A 20,579-nucleotide genomic window follows, 5' to 3' on the forward strand; every position below is an offset into this window, starting at 1 on the left:
CTGCCGAAGAAGGTAAAAGCCCTGTAATCGAAACCAATTTCACTCTGATCAGTATCCTGAGTACGGCGGAACACGAGAAATTCCGTCGGAATCCGGGAGGACCATCTCCCAAGGCTAAATACTCCCTAGTGACCGATAGTGAACCAGTACCGTGAGGGAAAGGTGAAAAGAACCTCGGAAGAGGAGTGAAATAGCCCCTGAAACCGTGTGCCTACAAATAGTTAAAGCCCGTTAATGGGTGATAGCGTGCCTTTTGTAGAATGAACCGGCGAGTTACGATCCCATGCGAGGTTAAGTTGATGAGACGGAGCCGCAGCGAAAGCGAGTCTGAATAGGGCGAATGAGTATGTGGTCGTAGACCCGAAACCAAGTGATCTACCCATGTCCAGGTTGAAGGTGCGGTAATACGCACTGGAGGACCGAACCCACGTATGTTGAAAAATGCGGGGATGAGGTGTGGGTAGCGGAGAAATTCCAATCGAACTTGGAGATAGCTGGTTCTCTCCGAAATAGCTTTAGGGCTAGCCTCGGAATTAGAATCATGGAGGTAGAGCAACTGTTTGGACTAGGGGCCCTTCTCGGGTTACCGAATTCAGATAAACTCCGAATGCCATTGATTTATATCCGGGAGTCAGACTGCGAGTGATAAGATCCGTAGTCGAAAGGGAAACAGCCCAGACCACCAGCTAAGGTCCCAAAGTTTATGTTAAGTGGAAAAGGATGTGGAGTTGCTTAGACAACTAGGATGTTGGCTCAGAAGCAGCCATCATTTAAAGAGTGCGTAATAGCTCACTAGTCGAGTGACCCTGCGCCGAAAATTTACCGGGGCTAAACATAACACCGAAGCTGTGGATAGAACCATTGGTTCTATGGTAGGAGAGCGTTCTAAGGGCGTTGAAGCTAGATCGTGAGGACTAGTGGAGCGCTTAGAAGTGAGAATGCCGGTATGAGTAGCGAAAGACGGGTGAGAATCCCGTCCACCGAATGACTAAGGTTTCCTGGGGAAGGCTCGTCCTCCCAGGGTTAGTCGGGACCTAAGTCGAGGCCGAATGGCGTAGACGATGGACAACAGGTTGAGATTCCTGTACCAGTTTGTTTTGTTTGAACAATGGAGGGACACAGTAGGCTAAGGAATACGCGCTGTTGGATATGCGCGTCCAAGCAACAAGTTTTGAAGTGAGTCAAATGCTTGCTTCTATAAGAACAAGTTGTGATGGGGAGGGAAATTAAGTACCGAAGTTCCCGATGTCACACTGTCAAGAAAAGCTTCTAGTTAGAAACAAACTGCCCGTACCGCAAACCGACACAGGTAGTCGAGGAGAGAATCCTAAGGTGTGCGAGAGAACTCTCGTTAAGGAACTCGGCAAAATGACCCCGTAACTTCGGGAGAAGGGGTGCTGACCAATTGGTCAGCCGCAGTGAATAGGCCCAGGCGACTGTTTATCAAAAACACAGGTCTCTGCAAAATCGTAAGATGACGTATAGGGGCTGACGCCTGCCCGGTGCTGGAAGGTTAAGAGGATGGGTTAGCTCTCGGGCGAAGCTCAGAATTGAAGCCCCAGTAAACGGCGGCCGTAACTATAACGGTCCTAAGGTAGCGAAATTCCTTGTCGGGTAAGTTCCGACCCGCACGAAAGGCGTAACGATCTGGGCACTGTCTCAACGAGAGACTCGGTGAAATTATAGTACCTGTGAAGATGCAGGTTACCCGCGACAGGACGGAAAGACCCCATGGAGCTTTACTGCAGTTTGATATTGAGTGTTTGTACAGCTTGTACAGGATAGGTAGGAGCCATTGAAGCCAGGACGCCAGTCTTGGTGGAGGCGTTGGTGGGATACTACCCTTGCTGTATGACCACTCTAACCCACAGCCCTTATCGGGCTGGGAGACAGTGTCTGACGGGCAGTTTGACTGGGGCGGTCGCCTCCTAAAGAGTAACGGAGGCGCCCAAAGGTTCCCTCAGAATGGTTGGAAATCATTCGCAGAGTGTAAAGGCATAAGGGAGCTTGACTGCGAGACCTACAAGTCGAGCAGGGACGAAAGTCGGGCTTAGTGATCCGGTGGTTCCGCATGGAAGGGCCATCGCTCAACGGATAAAAGCTACCCTGGGGATAACAGGCTTATCTCCCCCAAGAGTCCACATCGACGGGGAGGTTTGGCACCTCGATGTCGGCTCATCGCATCCTGGGGCTGTAGTCGGTCCCAAGGGTTGGGCTGTTCGCCCATTAAAGCGGTACGCGAGCTGGGTTCAGAACGTCGTGAGACAGTTCGGTCCCTATCCGTCGCGGGCGTAGGAAATTTGAGAGGAGCTGTCCTTAGTACGAGAGGACCGGGATGGACACACCTCTGGTGTACCAGTTGTTCTGCCAAGGGCATTGCTGGGTAGCTATGTGTGGACGGGATAAACGCTGAAAGCATCTAAGCGTGAAGCCCCCCTCAAGATGAGATTTCCCATCACGTAAGTGAGTAAGACCCCTGAGAGATGATCAGGTAGATAGGTTGGAAGTGGAAGTATAGCGATATACGGAGCGGACCAATACTAATCGGTCGAGGACTTAACCAAAGCAATACCCGGTGTACAAAGGTAAGCAAACGAATTACACTTTAAACTTTATCCAGTTTTGAGAGTCCAACGGACTTTTGATTGAAATTGTGTGGTGATGATGGCAAGAAGGTCACACCTGTTCCCATGCCGAACACAGAAGTTAAGCTTCTTAGCGCCGATGGTAGTGAAGGGTTTCCCTTTGTGAGAGTAGGACGTTGCCACGCAAATTCAATTATTTTTTTTTATCCCATGGAGGTTTAGCTCAGCTGGGAGAGCATCTGCCTTACAAGCAGAGGGTCGGCGGTTCGATCCCGTCAACCTCCACCATGAGTCATTAGCTCAGTTGGTAGAGCATCTGACTTTTAATCAGAGGGTCGCAGGTTCGAATCCTGCATGACTCATAACTAATCATTCAAACAGGGTTAGTTATGCCAGACTTATTGCGGGTGTGGCGGAATTGGCAGACGCACTAGATTTAGGATCTAGCGTCGCGAGACGTGGGGGTTCAAGTCCCTTCACCCGCACCATTTTTTAGTTGAATGATTAGTGAAGTACCACTTTAGCCGGCTTAGCTCAGTTGGTAGAGCATCTGATTTGTAATCAGAGGGTCGAGGGTTCAACTCCTTTAGCCGGCATTTTTTTGCGAAAGTAGTTCAGTGGTAGAACATCACCTTGCCAAGGTGGGGGTCGCGGGTTCGAATCCCGTCTTTCGCTTACTAGTTCAACTAGTGAGGTCATTCGCAAGAATAAACAGCTGTTCTAATGCCGGGGTGGCGGAACAGGTAGACGCACAGGACTTAAAATCCTGCGGTGAGTGATCACCGTGCCGGTTCGATTCCGGCCCTCGGCACCATTTGCACCCATAGCTCAATTGGATAGAGTACTTGACTACGAATCAAGGGGTTAGAGGTTCAAGTCCTCTTGGGTGCATTTCTTTTGAAAAAGAGAATAACTCAGTAACGGGAAGTAGCTCAGCTTGGTAGAGCACTTGGTTTGGGACCAAGGGGTCGCAGGTTCGAATCCTGTCTTCCCGATAAATAATTTAAAAAGATAATTTCTCTTGTTTTAGAGGAATTATCTTTTTTTGTTTATTAGCCAGGTGAGCATGATTGCACATAAAGGGAATTTACAAGCTGAATTAGAAGAAAGTGAGTAGAGATGCTTTTCAAATCTTCTTATTTCTCGTATAATGAAAGTCAGTATTAGTCAAGAATGCTCCAGGGGTTAACTGGAGGCATCCTCCACTATTAATTTAATTTGCTTTTAGCAATTTTAAAGGTAAGCTAAATAATACGTCTAGTGTTAGGACTAAAAGAAAAGGAGTGTTACTAAAAAAACACCATTGCAATGTAGAGCAATTAGAGATAAAATCTTTACCATACATTAAAATGTTTTAGTAACAAGTACCCCATGCACAATCAAAACATGTCGGATATCATTGAAGCTTATTTAAAAAAAGTTTTAGGTCAAGATGAACAAGTCGAAATTAGGCGTAGTGAAATGGCAGATCGATTTAATTGTGTTCCTTCTCAAATAAATTATGTGATAAATACTCGCTTTACTGTACAACAAGGCTATTTGGTTGAAAGTAAACGTGGTGGTGGCGGGTATATACGAATCATTAAAGTGAAGTTGTTAGCTGAAGCTGAAATGCTGGATATGATGATTGATATTATTGGGAAAAAGATTTCTCAAAAGAATGCTTATTCTATTATAGAGAGATTATTTGAATCTGAGATGTTGACTAAACGAGAGGCAAACATCATGTTAGCAGTAATGGAAAAGTCACTCCTAAATTCTAGCGGAGCAGATGAAAATGAATTAAGAGCTAAATTACTAATAGCTTTTTTAAACAATTTAAAATATGAGTAAAGTATAAAAACGGAGGCGAAATGAATGGATGAATTATTTTCTGAAAAAGCAAGAATGGTTTTGATCATGGCGCAAGAAGAAGCAAAAGGATTTCGTCATCATTCTGTAGGAACTGAGCACATTCTTTTAGGGTTAATTATGGAACAAGATGGTATTGCAGGAAAAACGTTAAGACAATTTTCTGTTACTGAAATGGATATTCGTGAAGAAATTGAACACTTTACGGGTTATGGAACAATGAAGTACCTTTCTAAAAATGCGATTCTTCCTTATTCACCAAGAGCCAAACAAGCCATTACGTTTGCAACAGATGAAGCAAGACGCATGGGATCAGCGCTTGTTGGTACAGAACATTTATTGCTAGGATTATTGCGTGAAGAAGATATTTTATCTTCTAAAATTTTAAACAACTTAGACATTAATTTAAATAAAGCTCGTCAAATCGTATTGAAAAAAATCGGTTTGAGCGATGTAACGAATGGTAAAGGAAGAAAAGCTAAGCCAGCTGCTAAACAAGTTGCCGGTACACCTACTTTGGACTCACTAGCTCGTGATCTAACAGCTGTCGCAAGAGAAGGAAAGCTAGATCCAGTTGTTGGTCGTCACAAAGAAATCCAACGTATTATTCAAGTTTTAAGTCGCCGAACAAAAAATAACCCTGTTTTGGTTGGGGAACCTGGTGTCGGTAAAACAGCCATTGCAGAAGGTTTAGCACAAAAAATTATTGATGGAGAAGTTCCAGCTGCATTAGCCAATAAACGATTAATGATGCTAGATATGGGTTCATTGGTAGCTGGTACAAAATATCGTGGTGAGTTTGAAGAACGAATGAAAAAAGTGATTGATGAGATTTATCAAGATGGCGAAGTGGTTTTATTTATAGATGAATTGCATACTTTAATTGGTGCTGGTGGAGCAGAAGGTGCAATTGATGCATCGAATATTTTGAAGCCTGCATTAGCGCGTGGCGAGTTGCAAACGATTGGAGCAACAACTTTAGATGAATACCAAAAGTATATTGAAAAGGATGCAGCTTTAGAAAGACGATTTGCACCCATTCATGTGGATGCTCCTTCAGAAGAAGAAGCTGAAGAGATATTGTTAGGATTACGTTCTCGTTATGAAGAGCATCATGGTGTTGAAATTACAGATGAGGCAGTACATGCTGCGGTTAAGTACTCATCACGTTATATTATGTCAAGACAGTTACCAGATAAAGCCATTGATTTGATAGATGAATCAGCTTCTAAAGTAAGATTAGATGTTTCGAGTAAACCTTCGCCAGTTGCAGCTGCGGTTACAGATTTAGAAGGTTTAATACAAGAAAAAGAAGAAGCTATTCAATTGCAAGATTTTGAAAAAGCAGCGAAAATTCGTTCAAAAGAAATGAAGCAACGCAAAAAGATCGAAAGTTTAATTCAAAAACAAGAAGGAAAAGCTGCTTCAAATTCCTTACAAGTAACGGAAAGAGATATTGCGGAAGTTGTTGCTTTATGGACAGGTATTCCAATTCAACAAATGGAACAAAAAGAATCAGACCGTTTAATGAATTTAGAAAAAGTATTGCATAAACGTGTAATTGGACAAGAGAAAGCTGTGGGTTCAGTCTCTAGGGCGATTAGACGATCTAGAAGTGGATTGAAAGATCCAAACCGTCCTATCGGGTCATTTATGTTCTTGGGGCCTACTGGTGTAGGTAAAACAGAATTAGCTAAGGCACTTGCGGAAGCTATGTTTGGTAATGAAGAAGCTCTAGTTCGAGTAGATATGTCTGAGTTTATGGAAAAATATAGTACAAGTCGTTTAATTGGTTCACCTCCCGGATATGTTGGTTATGATGAAGGTGGTCAATTAACTGAAAAAATTCGTCAAAAACCCTATTCAGTTATTCTATTTGATGAAGTCGAAAAAGCTCATCCAGATGTATTTAATATTTTATTACAGGTCTTGGATGATGGTCATTTAACAGATGCTAAAGGACGAAAAGTTGATTTCAAAAACACAGTAATGATTATGACATCTAACTTAGGCGCAACAGCATTAAGAGATGAAAAAGCTGTTGGATTTGGTACAGCAAACAATAAAAAAGATCATTCAGCAATGGAAAAACGAATCATGGAAGAATTGAAGAAAACGTTCAAACCTGAGTTTATCAATAGGATTGATGATTCGATTGTTTTCCATTCTCTGGAAAAAGAAGAGTTAACTCAAATCGTTAAATTAATGGCACACACCATTATTAAACGATTAAAAGATATGGATATTGAAGTTAAAATCACTCAAGCGGCTATAGATGTGATTGCTAAAGCTGGTTATGATCCTGAATATGGAGCACGCCCAATTCGTCGTGCACTTCAGAAAGAAGTGGAAGATCGATTGAGTGAAGAGTTATTGAGTGGCCGAGTTAAAATCGGTGATCAGATCACCATTGGTGCTTCAAAAGGAACTATTCGGATTACAGTAAAAGATCTTAAAAAGGTAAATGAAAAATCGTTAGCTACAAGTGAGAATGTATAATTCGATTGTTAACAGGAAAAATAAAACATCTACTATCTTTTAAAGATAGTAGATGTTTTTATTCGTGTTTTGATTTTCTTTCTGCTATTATAAAATAAAGAAACGACGAAAGGAAAGTGGCTATTCATGAAAAATTCAACTAAAGCTTTATTAATAGGAGTTGGAACAGTATTTGCGATGGGAGCAATTGTTGTTTCGTCTTCAAACATGGCAATGGAAAAAATCGAGTCTAAAATCAATCGTAAAAGAGCAAGATACTTTGTAAAAGAAAAATTAAAAGGAAACGAAAAAGCAATGACTGTTGTAGATGACTTATCAGATGTGGAAGTAGCGAACTTATTGAGTGTCGTAGACAAAGTTTCAGATTTAAGAGGTAGTGTAAGCTCTTATGGAGACCATTTCAAAGATACAACAAGTGATTTTAGAGATGCTTTCATGGAAAAAAAACATGATTTGAAACATGAACTTAAACATCATAAAAAAGATTTAAAACATAAATTAAAAAAATAAAGTAGTTGTCATTCATGAAAAAATACTCTTGCGTTAAGTTATTACTTAACGCAAGAGTATTTTTTTAGATTGTTAATAAGTAACAAAGAAGTAAATCATTTCTATTTTTTAATGAAAGACCTGATTCTTCATAGAAGCGATCTAGCCGATACTGCAAAGTGTTTCGATGGATAAAAAGATATTTTGCGGCCAAACTGATATTTCCTTGATTTAACCATATTGCTGTAATCAATTCTTTAGTTTCGGGATGTGAAGCCAAGTCTTTTTTTAAGTGCTGGATAATGGGACTTTTTGAGAGAGCATCTGAAGCATAATAACTAAGTGCGACATCAGGTAATGAAAAGACTTGTTTATTTCCTTTCAGCTGATTAAAAAAGATAGCTTGTTCTTCTTTAAAAAAACGTTTGAATTCTAGAGAAATGGACCAATGTTGACCGATATAGCCACTAGTTTTAGTAGAAAAATCATCGTCTAAGGTTTGTAAGATTCCAATTGTTTCGTCTTGGGTGATCGAATAATCTGAATAACGGTGGATCAATAGCCCATAGTGGTCATTGATAAAGAAAGCCTCTTGTACATCTTTAAAGAAACTTTTAAAAGAACTTAGCCATAGTTTCTTATCAAATTGTGTATCTTTTTTATTAATATCAAATTGAATAATTCGATAAACTCCAGTTTCAACAGGCAAGTGTGGCTGACCCTCTAATAAAAAGTCAGACCATTTTGATTGCGGATTACCTGTGTTTTGAGTAGAAGCAGTTTTGTTAAATACAAGATAAAGTAATTTTATTTCTGAAGAGGTCAATTGTTTTTTATCAAAGTGGATCCATTTGTTGTTGTAAGGAAACGTTAAATAATTCTGATCATTTTTTGTGTCATCGGTTAAAAAAGCAGATGGGTAAATAGATTTAAACTGATTAAAATTCATAAAAGCACTCCTTTAAATGAAAACCATTACATTATAGTCTATAATGCTATTCTATCATTTTTTTATAAGTTTGTAGATAAATTATGCTATGATAAAGAAAAAGAACAGGTGAAGGAATGGGAAGATGTTAACAACAGAAGATAAAACGTATTTTATGCAAGAAGCGATTAAGGAAGCTCATAAAGCCGAAGAAAAATTAGAAGTTCCCATTGGTGCAATCGTTGTATTAAATGGAAAAATTATTGGTCGTGGACACAATAGAAGAGAAGAATCGAATGATGCAACGACACATGCTGAAATGTTAGCTATTCAAGAAGCCAACCGGTATTTAGGGAATTGGCGATTAGAAGAAGCTCAGTTATTTGTGACATTGGAACCTTGTCCTATGTGTAGTGGCGCGATGATTTTGTCTCGTGTAAAAGAGCTTTATTATGGAGCTAGTGATCCTAAAGGCGGGACAGCAGGCACATTGATGAATTTATTGACTGATGAACGGTTTAATCATCAAGTTCAAATTGAATCAAGTCTTTTAGAACAAGAATGTGGCGAATTGCTAAGCACCTTTTTCCGAGAATTAAGAAAGCGTAAAAAAGAAGAAAAGTTACAAAGAAAAGCTAAACAACTCAAACAAGACGACAACCAAGTATAATACAAGGTTGCCGTCTATTTTTTGTTAAATTAGTTACATTATTGCTGCATCATATCTTGATCTTTTGTAATTACAGCTTGAGTCGCTTTAGTGATAGAAGATATAAACCCGGTATCTTCTAAGGTTAGAATCCCTTCGACGGTTGTTCCACCGGGAGAAGAGACTTGGTCAATCAAATTCCATGGTGTTTCTTTACTGTCTAGTACTAATTTTCCACTTCCGAGAACAGCTTGAGCAGCAATTTTGGTTGCTACGTCTTTTGGCATCCCGTTTTTCACAGCGGCCCGTGCTAATGAATCGATAAACAAAAAGACAAATGCAGGTGAACTCCCAGCAATCGCTGTGAAGGTACTAAAGTCTTTTTCAGGTAATGCAATCGTTTCGCCAATTGCTTTAAACATATTTAAAACGAATGATAACTGTTCCGGAGTAGTATAGTCATTTCCGCAAAGGGCGGTCATCCCTTCTCCAACTTGTGAGTTTAGATTTGGCATTGCTCGTATGATAGGTGTTTGATTGCCTTCACTCAATAGTTCGGATAGCTTTTGAAGTGTTGTTCCAGCAGCAATAGAAACCACTACTGGTTGATGAACAGCAATTTCTTCTTCTATATCTGCTAAAATAGTTGGAAAAACATTTGGTTTAGCTGCAAGTACTAATACGTCAACTTTGGATACTAATTCTTTATTCGATGAACAAGCTTGAGTTCCGGTTTCTCCAGTAAACTGTGCCAGTTTTTCTGGAGTTGTATTGTGTACATAAATATCTTGATTCGAGGTATGTCCATTTTGTATCATTCCTTTAATAATGGCACCAGCCATATTTCCAATACCAATGAATCCTACTTTCATAAGTCAACACTCCTACATTTTCATTTTCTTTATTTATTTTACCATAGATAGAGAAATAGTTTTATTTATCCCTTACAATAGCTAGGTAGAAGTGTATAAGCTTTTAGTAGTATGATAGTATACAGGTATATAAGCAGAAGTAGGGGGTTAGCTGATGTTTGACAAGATACGGAATCCAATTCTTTTTCAAGGAACGTTAACCAAAAAGAACTATTTTGAGGGCTGGTACTATAAACAAGTTTCAATAGACGAAAAAACCAGTATCAGTTTTATTCCAGGAGTGAGTTTATTTAAAGGCGATGAGCATAGTTTTATCCAGTATATCTATGTAGCGTTAAATGAACAAAATGAGCAGGTTACAAAAACAGGGTATATCCGGTACCGGTTAGATGAATTTAGTTATCAACATAAACCATTTTTAGTTCAAATTGGAGATAATGTATTCACAGAATCGTTTATTTCGATTCAACTCAGGGATGAACAGCTAACTATTCAAGGGAAATTAATTTTAAATGCTTTTCAAGAAATAAAAAAGACCGTGTTTTCCCCTTCTATTATGGGCGGGTTTGCGTATATTCCAAAAATGGAGTGTTACCATGGTGTGATTAGCATGAATCATACTTTAAAAGGCTTCTTGAATATAAATAATCAAAAAATTGATTTTACAATGGGAAAAGGCTACATTGAAAAAGACTGGGGTACTTCTTTTCCAAAGGAATACACATGGATACAGTCAAATCATTTTAAAAATCCAAGTACTAGTATCTTTTTTTCAGTAGCACATATTCCCTTTCATGTGACAACCTTTAAAGGATTTATCTGTGCTCTAGTAGTAGATGATAAGGAGTACCGATTTGCAACATACAATAACAGTAAAATTACAATAGAGAATCAAAAGAGTGATACAGTAACTATTTTTCTTGAGAATAAAGACGCTGAACTGACTATAAAAGGCACCATTACAACTGCTGGTGAATTGATTGCTCCAAAAGATGGCATTATGACCAAAGTGATAAAAGAAGGCTTATCTGGCGAAGTTGAAATTTTTCTGAAAGATAAAAAAAGTCAGAGTGTATATCAAGATTTTAGTAAACTAGCTGGTATAGAAATAGTAGAACCTTAAACGAAAGGGATGGAAAAATGACAAGCGATCAAAAGAAGATTTTTTACAGTTTTTTTGACTATGAACTAGGAACGCTTTCCCTAGCCGCAACTGAAAATGGACTTTGTTTTGTAGGATCTTTAAACGAACCTTTGAGTGAACTTGAATTAGGAATCGCAAGACTGTTCCCAAAATCCATTTTAATTGAAGATGAGATAAGACTAGAGATGTATCATCATCAGCTCTTGGAATATTTTACGGGGTCTAGAACGACGTTTACATTTCCAATAGATGTCAATGGAACTTTTTTTCAACAGAAAGTATGGGAAGCTTTAAAAGGCATCCCGTATGGCGAAACAAAATCATATGGAGAGATTGCCACTCAAATTGGACAGCCGGGTTCTTATCGAGCTGTTGGAACAGCAGTAGGAAGAAATCCGTTGTTGATTGTCGTTCCTTGCCATCGAGTGATTCATAAAAATGGAAAAATATCTGGGTATCGAGGAACATTAGAGATGAAAGCAAAATTATTGATGCTAGAAAAGACTGCTTTAAGCAGGGCCACTATGAACTAATCTAAAACATGGGAATCATACATTTTTCAATGTATGATTCTTTTTTTTATGATTCATGAAAAGCGTAGACGAAATCGCAAGTTCCGTATATACTAGATATAGAATTATGTTGTTTGAAAAAACTATATATAGTATTTAATGAAAATAAGAGGGTGTAAACGTATGGCATATGAAAAAGACGTGAGTATTTGTGAAATATCAAACAAACATTTGCTTAAAGTATTGAAAAGAGATGGCCGTGAAGTTGAATTTAAGGAAGAAAAAATCTTTTCTGCTTTATTGAAAGCACACCAGTCATTAGAAAAAGAGACCGATAAAGAAACAGTGAAAGAATTAAAAGGGATTGTCACAAAAGTAAAAGAGGAAATTGCAAAACGATTTTCAGCAGATATCAAGATTTATGAAATTCAAAGTATCGTAGAACATACTTTATTAGATGCTCACGAACATGATTTAGCAGAAGCCTATCTACTTTATCGGTCTCGTCGTGATTTGGAAAGAAGCCAATCAACGGATATCAATTATGCTATTCACCATCTATTGCGTAAAGAACAAACTCTAGTTAATGAAAATGCGAATAAAGACAGCAATATCTTTAATACGCAAAGAGATCTTACTGCGGGGGTAGTTGCTAAATCTATTGGCCTTAAACTCTTGCCAAAACATGTAGCTAATGCCCATCAAAAAGGAGATATTCATTATCATGACTTAGATTATCAACCCTATTCTCCAATGACAAATTGTTGTTTGATTGATTTTAAAAGTATGTTTAATGAAGGGTTTAAAATCGGAAATGCAGAAGTAGAAAGTCCTCGTTCTATCCAAACAGCTGCAGCTCAAATGGCTCAAATTATTGCCAATGTAGCCTCTAGTCAATATGGCGGATGTAGTGCAGACCGAATCGATGAAGTATTGGCTCCATACAGCCGTTTAAATTATCAAAAACATTTAGAAACAGCTAAAGAATGGATTATAGGTGAAGAAAAGCAGCAGCAATACGCAAAAGACAAAACAAAAAAAGATATTTATGATGCAATGCAAAGCTTAGAATATGAAATCAATACACTTTATTCATCTCAAGGACAAACACCTTTTACAACATTAGGATTTGGCCTGGGAACTGATTGGTTTGAAAGAGAAATTCAACGTTCCATCTTACTTGTGCGCATTAATGGTTTGGGTAAAGAAAAAAGAACCGCTATTTTCCCAAAACTTGTATTTTCGCTTCAACGAGGAATCAATTTAAATCCAGAAGATAAAAATTACGATTTGAAAAAATTAGCTTTAACTTGTTCAACGAAAAGAATGTATCCTGATGTTTTGATGTACGATAAAATTGTCGCTTTAACAGGTAGTTTTAAAGCTCCAATGGGCTGTCGCTCTTTTTTGCAAGGGTGGACAGATACAGAAGGAAATGAAGTGAACTCTGGGAGAATGAATTTAGGCGTGGTCACCATGAATTTACCGCGTATAGCCTTGGAGTCTAATGGAAGTATGGAGTTGTTTTGGGAAATATTGAATGAACGACTAATGGTTTGTCGTGATGCACTAGTTTATCGTGTTCAACGGACAAAAGAAGCCACACCTGAAAATGCACCCATTCTATATCAGCATGGAGCTTTTGGGAAGCGACTCAAAAAAGAAGATCATGTTGATGATTTGTTTAAAGACAAACGTGCTACGGTATCTTTAGGGTATATTGGACTATATGAAACAGCAACGGTATTTTTTGGGCCCGATTGGGAGAAGAATGAAGAAGCTAAAACATTTACTTTAACAATCCTCAAAAAAATGAAACAAAATGCAGATATGTGGGGAGAAGAACAGGGTTACCATTTTAGTGTGTATTCAACTCCAAGTGAAAGTTTAACCGATCGCTTTTGTCGTTTAGATACGAAAAAGTTTGGTGTAATAGATGATATTACAGATAAAGAGTATTATACGAATAGTTTTCATTATGATGTTCGTAAAAAACCGACACCATTCGAAAAAATAGAATTTGAAAAAGATTATCCGGAATACACTTCTGGAGGGTTCATTCACTACTGTGAGTATCCAAATATGCAACAGAATCCAAAAGCATTGGAAGCTGTGTGGGATTACGCATATGACCGTATTGGATACCTAGGAACCAACACTCCTATTGATCATTGTTATGATTGCGGCTTTGATGGCGATTTTGATCCAACAGAACGAGGATTTAAATGCCCAGAATGCGGCAACACGAATCCAGAAACATGTGACGTTGTAAAAAGAACCTGTGGCTACCTAGGTAATCCTCAAGCCAGACCAATGGTTCATGGAAGACATAAAGAAATTTTAGCACGAGTCAAACATATGCCAAATGATAAGGAAGAGAAACAAGATGAGAAATCCTAAACCAAAAGAGTGGCTGGCTAAGGACTACAGCCAAAGCCGAATCGCAGATTATAAACCGTTTAATTTTGTTGATGGAGAAGGTGTGAGATGCAGTTTGTATATGAGTGGGTGTTTGTTTGCATGCAAGGGATGTTACAATAAAATCGCTCAAAATTTCGCATACGGGTTTGATTACACAATAGAACTGGAAGATACCATTATAGAAGACTTACGGCAACCTTACGTCCAAGGTTTAACGCTCTTAGGCGGAGAGCCATTTTTAAATACTCAGGTGGCTGTCCCACTGGCCAAAAGAATTCGTTCTGAATATGGTGAAACAAAAGATATCTGGTCATGGACAGGATATACTTGGCAAGAATTGATGCAAGAATCTGACGACAAGTTAGAACTGCTTTCCTTGCTAGATGTTGTGGTAGACGGGCGTTTTGAATTGGCGAAAAAAGATTTGAGCTTACAGTTTAGAGGAAGTTCAAATCAGCGCATTATTGATGTACAAACATCATTGAAACAGAATGAAGTTATTTTATGGAAAAATCAGTTTATTTGAAGATAGAAACAATCGATCCTTTATTTTTGGGAAGAAGTAGCATGAAATGCAGAGAATGTGCTACACTACAACTAGTTAAAGGAGCGGATAGCAATGGATGGAAAATCAAGAGCGAACATTAAAATTGATGGATTAGTCGATATTGTTTTAAAAAAAGATCAACGCACGAATAAATTAACTAGAGGACATGTGAAACGCATTTTAACAAATAGTGCTCAGCATCCGCATGGCATTAAAGTGATGTTGAAAGAAGGAGACCAAGTTGGTCGCGTGCAAAAAGTCTTAACAGATGATGCTAAATAATTAAGCAATTAAAGAGAATGAAAAAGGGTACCAAGATAATGTGAATACATTATCTTGGTACCCTTTTTAGTTCGTGTAATAATTAATTAAAAAAATTTTATTGTTCAGTATCAGTTGGGCTGTCGACGTACAAAAGTCTGCAAACGTGAACCAATAAGAAAAGCAAAAATAGCTTTAAGGATATCTCCTGGAATAAACAATAAAAATCCGGTTTTTAAAATAAGGCTAGTGCTCATTGTCAAATGAAGATAACCTCGTACAATAAGAGCCATATAAGGTAATCCAAACAAATAAAAAATACTTGAACCAATGAGGAGAGCCCATATAGCAGATTTTGTTGTAAATCCTCTGCTTTCTAAGAACCAAGCCATCACATAGGCTCCAATGATAAAACCAAATACAAATCCAAAACTAGGGCTTAAAAAGGATTGGAATCCTTTAAAGATCAAGATTAAGAATAAATGCAATGCTTGTGCTACAAAAGCTGCTCTTTTTGGTAAGATCAGACCCGTTAACAAGACAAATAGAGTTTGCAATGTAAACGGGACTGGCCCTAATGGTAAGCTGATAAAGCTGCTAATATAAGTTAATGCCGCCATAAGACTGCAAAAAGTTACTTCTCGTATAGTTAATTTTGACATAAGAGTCTCCTTTTAGATGCACCAATAAATTACTGGAACGGTTTTTTCATAACAATCTCTCCGTAAGACAATGTCCGTTGATGACCATCAGACATTTGGATTACTAATCCTCCTTGAGAATCAATATCAATCGGAATAGCTTCAAATTCTTGTTTGCGTTCTTTAAAAGTAATCTTTTTACCAATTACAAAACAACGTTTTTTATATTCATCCAGAAAAGAACGATCTTCAATGGTTTGGTAGATGTCATAGAAATGATTCGTAATTTCGGCCACTAAAAGATTGCGGTCAAAATATTCTGTTTCTTCAGAAGAAAGAAGGGATCCTGCAATAGTAGTCAACTCATCAGGGAAGCCAGTGGAAGGTTCTTTAACATTTACCCCTATACCAACAATCAATGTTTCTACTTTTCCACTTTCAAAATCGGAGACAGCTTCTGTTAGAATCCCACATATTTTTGTTTCGTTAAGATAAATATCGTTTACCCATTTAATTTGGGGTTGTTTAGTGGTTATTTTTTCAATAGCTAAGCAAACAGCTACAGCCGCAGCCGTAGTAACTAGAGCAGCATCCGCCATACTTAAATTAGGTTTTAGAAAAAAACTTAAGTACACCCCAGTTTGATTAGGTGAATAAAACGATTTACCTAATCGTCCTCGACCGTTAGTTTGTTCTTCAGATACAACAAGTCCTTGGTGTGAAGAATCTAGCATGGCCAGTTTTCGAGCTTCACTATTTGTAGAATCAATTGTTTTAAATGGATAGATAGGAAAATGTTGTAAATTAGGTTGTAAATAGGATCTAATCGCATCAGTAGAAATAATATCTGAACTTAAAGAAAGTCGGTAGCCTTTATTTGTGACCGCTTCAATAATGTATCCTTCTTCTTGCAAAGATTTGATGCCTTTCCAAATAGATGTTCTTGAAAGACCCAAGCTATCTGCTAAGGATTGTCCAGAAATGCTGTTTCCTTTTTGTTGTTCTAATAAAGAAAGAATGCGTAATTTTGTAGACATAAGTTCACCTCTTTTTTAGTATAAGAGGTCAAAAATCTATTGTCAACCAAAATAAAAATTAAAGGTAACGATTGTTTGGATAGTATATAATATCCTGGAGGTTTAATAGGGGGAAATATTTGATAGAGTGATTAAATCATATTATTAGCTGAAGATTAGGGAAGTAAAGCATAGGAATAACGCTTGTTTAATCGTTATAGAAGTAGTAATATTAGAACATTCTACAAAAAATAAAGTGACACAAAAATTAAAGGAGAATAAAGATGCCTGTAATGAAATTAAAACATGTAAATAAATCATATAAAATTAATGGTGGAGAAACATTTCAAGCATTGAAAGATGTTAATTTGTCTTTTGAAAAAGGAGAATTGGTTTCCATCATTGGAGAGTCAGGTAGTGGGAAATCTACACTGATGAATTTAATTGGTGGATTAGATTCTGATTTTCAAGGTGAAATCGTTGTTGATGGTGATAATATCCGCGACTATTCTGAAAAAGATTTAGTACAGTACCATAAAGAAAAAGTCGGGTTTGTATTTCAGAGTTTTAATCTGATCTCGCACTTATCAGTTTTAGATAATGTAACCTTGGCTATGACGCTGTCGAATGTTTCGAAGGCGGAACGTGAGAAAAGAGCTAAAGAAATATTAGCTGCGGTAGGTCTGCAAGATCAATTACACAAAAAACCTGATGCAATATCTGGAGGACAGAAGCAACGTGTAGCCATTGCTCGTGCGTTAGTGAATGATCCTGATATTATTATTGCAGATGAACCAACTGGAGCGTTGGATTCAGAAACAACGGAGCAAGTCTTAGAAATGATCAAAGAGATTGCCGAAAATGGGAAACTTGTCATTATGGTAACCCATTCTGAAAGAGTAGCAGCTTATTCTAGTCGAGTTGTGACGATTGATGATGGACGAGTAATCAATGATCAAGTAAAAGATACCTTAACGGTTACAGATAATAAATACAAAACAAGCAAACCAAACCGTAATAAGAATTTGAGTTTGTTTGGAGCAATGAAATTAGCATTGCTAAACATGAAAGAAAAGTTATCTCGTAATATTTTGATAGCACTAGGTGGAAGCATCGGAATTATGAGTGTTATTTTGATGCTTTCTCTAGGTAACGGAGTAAACGCCTATTTAACAGATACCATGAATAGCCAAGTGAATCCATTAGTTAGTGAAGTTCATATGCCAGATGAAGAAACTGGAAATCAGACAGATGTAAATGAAATGCAAGATCAAAATCCTATGTTAGGGTTATCTAGCGCAGGATCATTTGAATCTGAAAATATTGAAGAACTATCTGAAATTGATCATGTAGAGGCTGTTGAAGAAGGCTTTACTAATTTTTCTATTGGAACAAACAAAGCAACATTTGATGGAAATACTGCTCAGTTTATGAGTGTAACAACTGTTTCTTCCATGATTACTAGTGCAGATATTATAGAAGGATCATTGCCTAAAGATGGTGAAGTTGTGATCACTCAAAATATGGCTGATACTTTAGGTGAAGACCTTGTAGGACAGGATATTCAGATAGAAACAATTGTTAATGAAGAGCCACTGGATCTAACAATGACTGTCAGCGGTATTTATGGTTCTGAAGGGGGATTAGACACGGTATATTTGACCTATGAAGATTTAAAATTATTTGTAGAAGAAGCTGGTGGCGAACTAAATCCTAATATCGTTTACCTTGTTTCAGATAGTGCGGATAACACAGAGTCTATCAAGGCTGAAGTTGAGGAGTTAAACTACAAAGGCTCTACAACCGAAGCATTAGCAGATACGTTTAGTCAAATGCTGGATATTTTTACGTATGTACTAGCAGGAGTTGCTGGAATTTCGTTAATTGTATCAGCTATTATGATCTTAACCGTTCTTTACATCAGTGTAGTTGAACGTACAAAAGAAATTGGTGTCATCAAAGCAATTGGAGGGCGTAAAAAAGATATTCGCCGTATTTTTGTATCTGAATCTTTCTTAATTGGTTTATTTAGCGGATTGTTTGGAGTTGGCATTGCTTGGGGGTTATCATTAGCTGCTAATGCTATAAGTATAAATTACTTTGATGTTGCTATTATTAATTTAACACCAACGTATGCTTTATCTGGTATTGTGCTAAGCATTTTCATCAGTATGGTAGCCGGTTTAATGCCTGCAGCAAAAGCAGCAAAATTAGATCCGGTAGAGTCATTAAGAAGAGACTAATTTACATGTTGGAGAACTAAATTACAGGCTGGTGAGCGAAGATGAGAAAAGTAGAGGTACTGGACTATCAAACAGAATGGCCACTGTTGTTTGAAAAAGAGAAAAAAGTTCTTCATCAACTATTCCAAGAAAATAGCCATGTGGTTTTTCATATTGGCAGTACAGCTGTTCCAGGATTAGCAGCAAAGCCGATTATTGATTTAATGCCTGTAGTTTATAACTTGCATCGAACAGATGCATTGAATGAAGAAATGGAACAGTTGGGATATGTGGTAAAGGGTGAGAATGGTTTGCCGGGTAGACGTTACTTTGAAAAAGGCGGCGACTACCGCACCCATCACGTACATCTTTTTCAAATAGGCAATCAAGAAATTATACGGCACTTAGCTTTTCGCGATTATTTAAGAGCGCACCCTAAAGAAGCTCAAAGGTATGGACAGTTAAAAAAAGAAAGTGCGTTACAGTATCCAAATGATATTGCTGCTTATATCGAGGCTAAGATGACAGTGGTAAAAGAAATAGAACAATTAGCCCTACACTGGTATAAAACCACCAAATAAAACCTAGCGCATACTGTGAATCAACAGTATGCACTAGGTTTTTATTTTTATGGCTATTGCTAGTTAAGGTTTTACTAATCCATTAGCCGATATTATCTTATTGTGACTGAGGTAAACTCTAGGTACTCTTTTTCCTACCAAACAAGCCACTTCGTAATGAATCGTATTCATTTGTGTAGCGACTTCGCTAATGGAAATACAGCTATCTTTAGAATCTCCAAAAAGAACGATTTCTTTATCAAAATGGACAGGGTCAATTTCAGTAAGGTCTACCATTGTCTGATCCATACATACTCGTCCGACAATAGGCGCTTTATACCCGTCTATCGTCACATTCCCATTGTTGGATAAGGCCCTTGAAAATCCATCTGCATAGCCTACAGGAATAGTAGCAATAATGGAATCCGTTGTCGTGGTATAGGTTCGTCCATAGCTAACACTTTGTCCGGCTGGAACTTTTTTGATTAAAATCGGCTTCGTTTTAAAAGTCATCGCGGGTTTTAACTCAATGTGATCTTGCAAGTGTTGCTCTGGATACAAACCATAAAGCCCGATGCCAATTCGAACCATGTCCAGATGCATTTCAGGAAAAGCAATGGTTGCTGCGGTATTGCAGCAATGTTTTAAGGAAATCGTATATCCAGCCTCCTGAATTTTGGAAGTGATATGCATAAAGTGATCAAATTGTTCGTGAACAAAGGTAGATTCAATAGCGTCAGCATCAGCAAAATGGGTGAAAATACCTTCCAAAAGTAAATAATCTGAAGTAATGGATGCTACAATTTGTAATGCTTCTTCTGCAGTTCGTACGCCAATTCGATTCATTCCACTATCAATTTTCAAATGAATGCGACAAACTTTTTTCTTTTGATCAGCTAACTGTTGAATGATTTCAACAGCTTCTTTAGAGTACACTGTTAATGTAAGACCATAGTCGATTGCTTTTTCTATGGTTTCGGTATCTAAACTCGTATAACCAAGGACTAAAATCGGAATGGAGAATCCGGCCTTTCGTAAAACCACTGCTTCATCTAGAAAAGCTACGGCCAAATAAGTTGCCCCGGCTTCAATAGCCGTTTCAGCAATCTCTTTTGCCCCATGTCCATATCCATCAGCTTTTACAACAGCCATTAAAGCTGTATTTGATGAGAGGATTTTTTTGAAATTTTTTATATTATTTTCTACGTTATCAAGAGATATCTCGGCCCAAGTCTCTCTAGAGCTTCCTATTTTCATTAGTTCACTTCCTAAAAGTATCTAGTACATTTTTTATAATGATACCACTTAACATTAAATTAATGTACTTTAAAAATAAATTTAAGACAATAACAAGAAAAAGAATGGTTTATTTAAAAACTATA

16 protein-coding genes, 8 tRNA genes and 2 rRNA genes (1 of these 26 only partly in view) are annotated in these 20,579 nt (G+C 37.7%); 21 read left to right on the plus strand and 5 right to left on the minus strand.

From position 1 onward, the window contains the following. From CAR_RS01110 to CAR_RS01170, 13 genes are all read left to right on the plus strand, one after another. Positions 1 to 2,564 (plus strand): 23S ribosomal RNA (locus tag CAR_RS01110) (it extends 357 nt beyond the left edge of the window). A 90-nt stretch (positions 2,565 to 2,654) separates the two neighbouring features. Further along, a 5S ribosomal RNA gene (gene rrf, locus CAR_RS01115) occupies positions 2,655 to 2,770 on the plus strand. Between the two features lie 27 nt (positions 2,771 to 2,797). Beyond that, positions 2,798 to 2,873 (plus strand) — tRNA-Val (locus CAR_RS01120). Position 2,874: 1 nt separating this feature from the next. Then, positions 2,875 to 2,947 (plus strand) — tRNA-Lys (locus tag CAR_RS01125). A gap of 41 nt (positions 2,948 to 2,988) precedes the next feature. After that, positions 2,989 to 3,073, plus strand: a tRNA-Leu gene (locus CAR_RS01130). 35 nt (positions 3,074 to 3,108) lie between these two features. Then, positions 3,109 to 3,181: transfer RNA gene (locus CAR_RS01135), tRNA-Thr, on the plus strand. 7 nt (positions 3,182 to 3,188) lie between these two features. Further along, a tRNA-Gly gene (locus CAR_RS01140) sits at positions 3,189 to 3,260 on the plus strand. Positions 3,261 to 3,310: 50 nt separating this feature from the next. Beyond that, positions 3,311 to 3,399, plus strand: a tRNA-Leu gene (locus CAR_RS01145). A gap of 3 nt (positions 3,400 to 3,402) precedes the next feature. After that, positions 3,403 to 3,476: transfer RNA gene (locus CAR_RS01150), tRNA-Arg, on the plus strand. 30 nt (positions 3,477 to 3,506) lie between these two features. After that, a tRNA-Pro gene (locus tag CAR_RS01155) sits at positions 3,507 to 3,580 on the plus strand. Between the two features lie 376 nt (positions 3,581 to 3,956). After that, the gene (locus CAR_RS01160; protein WP_013709902.1) at positions 3,957 to 4,418 is read left to right on the plus strand and encodes a CtsR family transcriptional regulator; all 462 of its coding nucleotides are present in this window, start codon (positions 3,957 to 3,959) and stop codon (positions 4,416 to 4,418) included. 24 nt (positions 4,419 to 4,442) lie between these two features. Beyond that, the gene (locus tag CAR_RS01165; protein WP_013709903.1) at positions 4,443 to 6,935 is read left to right on the plus strand and encodes an ATP-dependent Clp protease ATP-binding subunit; all 2,493 of its coding nucleotides are present in this window, start codon (positions 4,443 to 4,445) and stop codon (positions 6,933 to 6,935) included. 126 nt (positions 6,936 to 7,061) lie between these two features. Then, on the plus strand, positions 7,062 to 7,445 hold the full coding sequence (locus CAR_RS01170) for a hypothetical protein (protein ID WP_013709904.1): 384 nt from the start codon (positions 7,062 to 7,064) through the stop codon (positions 7,443 to 7,445). Positions 7,446 to 7,509: 64 nt separating this feature from the next. On the opposite strand, the gene CAR_RS13365 is transcribed toward CAR_RS01170, so the two are convergent. Beyond that, complete coding sequence (locus CAR_RS13365; RefSeq protein WP_013709905.1) at positions 7,510 to 8,373, minus strand: helix-turn-helix domain-containing protein; 864 nt, start codon at positions 8,371 to 8,373, stop codon at positions 7,510 to 7,512. A gap of 124 nt (positions 8,374 to 8,497) precedes the next feature. Between CAR_RS13365 and tadA the strand changes: the two genes are divergently transcribed. Beyond that, on the plus strand, positions 8,498 to 9,022 hold the full coding sequence (tadA, locus tag CAR_RS01180) for a tRNA adenosine(34) deaminase TadA (RefSeq protein WP_013709906.1): 525 nt from the start codon (positions 8,498 to 8,500) through the stop codon (positions 9,020 to 9,022). A 38-nt stretch (positions 9,023 to 9,060) separates the two neighbouring features. On the opposite strand, the gene proC is transcribed toward tadA, so the two are convergent. Continuing rightward, on the minus strand, positions 9,061 to 9,873 hold the full coding sequence (gene proC, locus CAR_RS01185; RefSeq protein ID WP_013709907.1) for a pyrroline-5-carboxylate reductase: 813 nt from the start codon (positions 9,871 to 9,873) through the stop codon (positions 9,061 to 9,063). A gap of 154 nt (positions 9,874 to 10,027) precedes the next feature. On the opposite strand from proC, the gene CAR_RS01190 reads away from it, so the two are divergent. From CAR_RS01190 to CAR_RS01210, 5 genes are all read left to right on the plus strand, one after another. Continuing rightward, a complete protein-coding gene (locus CAR_RS01190) occupies positions 10,028 to 10,996 on the plus strand; it encodes a tocopherol cyclase family protein (RefSeq protein ID WP_013709908.1) in 969 nt (322 codons plus the stop codon). Between the two features lie 17 nt (positions 10,997 to 11,013). Continuing rightward, positions 11,014 to 11,550, plus strand: a complete 537-nt coding sequence (locus CAR_RS01195) for a methylated-DNA--[protein]-cysteine S-methyltransferase (protein WP_013709909.1) — start codon at positions 11,014 to 11,016, stop codon at positions 11,548 to 11,550. A 162-nt stretch (positions 11,551 to 11,712) separates the two neighbouring features. Further along, complete coding sequence (gene nrdD, locus CAR_RS01200) at positions 11,713 to 13,929, plus strand: anaerobic ribonucleoside-triphosphate reductase (RefSeq protein WP_013709910.1); 2,217 nt, start codon at positions 11,713 to 11,715, stop codon at positions 13,927 to 13,929. Then, the gene (nrdG, locus tag CAR_RS01205; protein WP_013709911.1) at positions 13,916 to 14,476 is read left to right on the plus strand and encodes an anaerobic ribonucleoside-triphosphate reductase activating protein; all 561 of its coding nucleotides are present in this window, start codon (positions 13,916 to 13,918) and stop codon (positions 14,474 to 14,476) included. Before nrdD ends, nrdG begins: the two co-directional genes overlap by 14 nt. 93 nt (positions 14,477 to 14,569) lie before the next feature. Beyond that, the gene (locus CAR_RS01210; RefSeq protein WP_013709912.1) at positions 14,570 to 14,779 is read left to right on the plus strand and encodes a YwbE family protein; all 210 of its coding nucleotides are present in this window, start codon (positions 14,570 to 14,572) and stop codon (positions 14,777 to 14,779) included. A gap of 110 nt (positions 14,780 to 14,889) precedes the next feature. On the opposite strand, the gene CAR_RS01215 is transcribed toward CAR_RS01210, so the two are convergent. Then, entirely contained in the window at positions 14,890 to 15,420 is a 531-nt protein-coding gene (locus tag CAR_RS01215; RefSeq protein ID WP_041556057.1) for a biotin transporter BioY, read from the minus strand. Positions 15,421 to 15,449: 29 nt separating this feature from the next. Then, complete coding sequence (locus tag CAR_RS01220; protein ID WP_013709914.1) at positions 15,450 to 16,436, minus strand: biotin--[acetyl-CoA-carboxylase] ligase; 987 nt, start codon at positions 16,434 to 16,436, stop codon at positions 15,450 to 15,452. Positions 16,437 to 16,699: 263 nt separating this feature from the next. Here CAR_RS01220 and CAR_RS01225 point away from each other — a divergent pair, with 263 nt between their 5' ends. Both CAR_RS01225 and CAR_RS01230 read left to right on the plus strand, forming a co-directional pair. Then, on the plus strand, positions 16,700 to 18,658 hold the full coding sequence (locus CAR_RS01225; RefSeq protein ID WP_013709915.1) for an ABC transporter ATP-binding protein/permease: 1,959 nt from the start codon (positions 16,700 to 16,702) through the stop codon (positions 18,656 to 18,658). A gap of 41 nt (positions 18,659 to 18,699) precedes the next feature. Next, on the plus strand, positions 18,700 to 19,218 hold the full coding sequence (locus tag CAR_RS01230) for a GrpB family protein (protein WP_013709916.1): 519 nt from the start codon (positions 18,700 to 18,702) through the stop codon (positions 19,216 to 19,218). A gap of 63 nt (positions 19,219 to 19,281) precedes the next feature. Here CAR_RS01230 and alr read toward each other — a convergent pair whose 3' ends face one another. Further along, a complete protein-coding gene (gene alr / locus CAR_RS01235) occupies positions 19,282 to 20,454 on the minus strand; it encodes an alanine racemase (protein ID WP_013709917.1) in 1,173 nt (390 codons plus the stop codon). Positions 20,455 to 20,579 lie beyond the last annotated feature (125 nt).

The organism is Carnobacterium sp. 17-4 (assembly GCF_000195575.1).
Classification (GTDB): Bacteria; Bacillota; Bacilli; order Lactobacillales; family Carnobacteriaceae; genus Carnobacterium_B.

Coding starts and splice junctions, on each gene's coding strand:
- tadA (WP_013709906.1), top strand. CDS start 8,498: ATGTTAACAACAGAAGATAAAACGTATTTTATGCAAGAAGCGATTAAG.
- CAR_RS01210 (WP_013709912.1), top strand. CDS start 14,570: ATGGATGGAAAATCAAGAGCGAACATTAAAATTGATGGATTAGTCGAT.
- proC (WP_013709907.1), bottom strand. CDS start 9,873: ATGAAAGTAGGATTCATTGGTATTGGAAATATGGCTGGTGCCATTATT.
- CAR_RS01170 (WP_013709904.1), top strand. CDS start 7,062: ATGAAAAATTCAACTAAAGCTTTATTAATAGGAGTTGGAACAGTATTT.
- CAR_RS01195 (WP_013709909.1), top strand. CDS start 11,014: ATGACAAGCGATCAAAAGAAGATTTTTTACAGTTTTTTTGACTATGAA.
- CAR_RS01215 (WP_041556057.1), bottom strand. CDS start 15,420: ATGTCAAAATTAACTATACGAGAAGTAACTTTTTGCAGTCTTATGGCG.
- nrdG (WP_013709911.1), top strand. CDS start 13,916: ATGAGAAATCCTAAACCAAAAGAGTGGCTGGCTAAGGACTACAGCCAA.
- CAR_RS01160 (WP_013709902.1), top strand. CDS start 3,957: ATGCACAATCAAAACATGTCGGATATCATTGAAGCTTATTTAAAAAAA.
- CAR_RS01165 (WP_013709903.1), top strand. CDS start 4,443: ATGGATGAATTATTTTCTGAAAAAGCAAGAATGGTTTTGATCATGGCG.
- alr (WP_013709917.1), bottom strand. CDS start 20,454: ATGAAAATAGGAAGCTCTAGAGAGACTTGGGCCGAGATATCTCTTGAT.
- CAR_RS13365 (WP_013709905.1), bottom strand. CDS start 8,373: ATGAATTTTAATCAGTTTAAATCTATTTACCCATCTGCTTTTTTAACC.
- CAR_RS01230 (WP_013709916.1), top strand. CDS start 18,700: ATGAGAAAAGTAGAGGTACTGGACTATCAAACAGAATGGCCACTGTTG.
- CAR_RS01225 (WP_013709915.1), top strand. CDS start 16,700: ATGCCTGTAATGAAATTAAAACATGTAAATAAATCATATAAAATTAAT.
- CAR_RS01190 (WP_013709908.1), top strand. CDS start 10,028: ATGTTTGACAAGATACGGAATCCAATTCTTTTTCAAGGAACGTTAACC.
- CAR_RS01220 (WP_013709914.1), bottom strand. CDS start 16,436: ATGTCTACAAAATTACGCATTCTTTCTTTATTAGAACAACAAAAAGGA.
- nrdD (WP_013709910.1), top strand. CDS start 11,713: ATGGCATATGAAAAAGACGTGAGTATTTGTGAAATATCAAACAAACAT.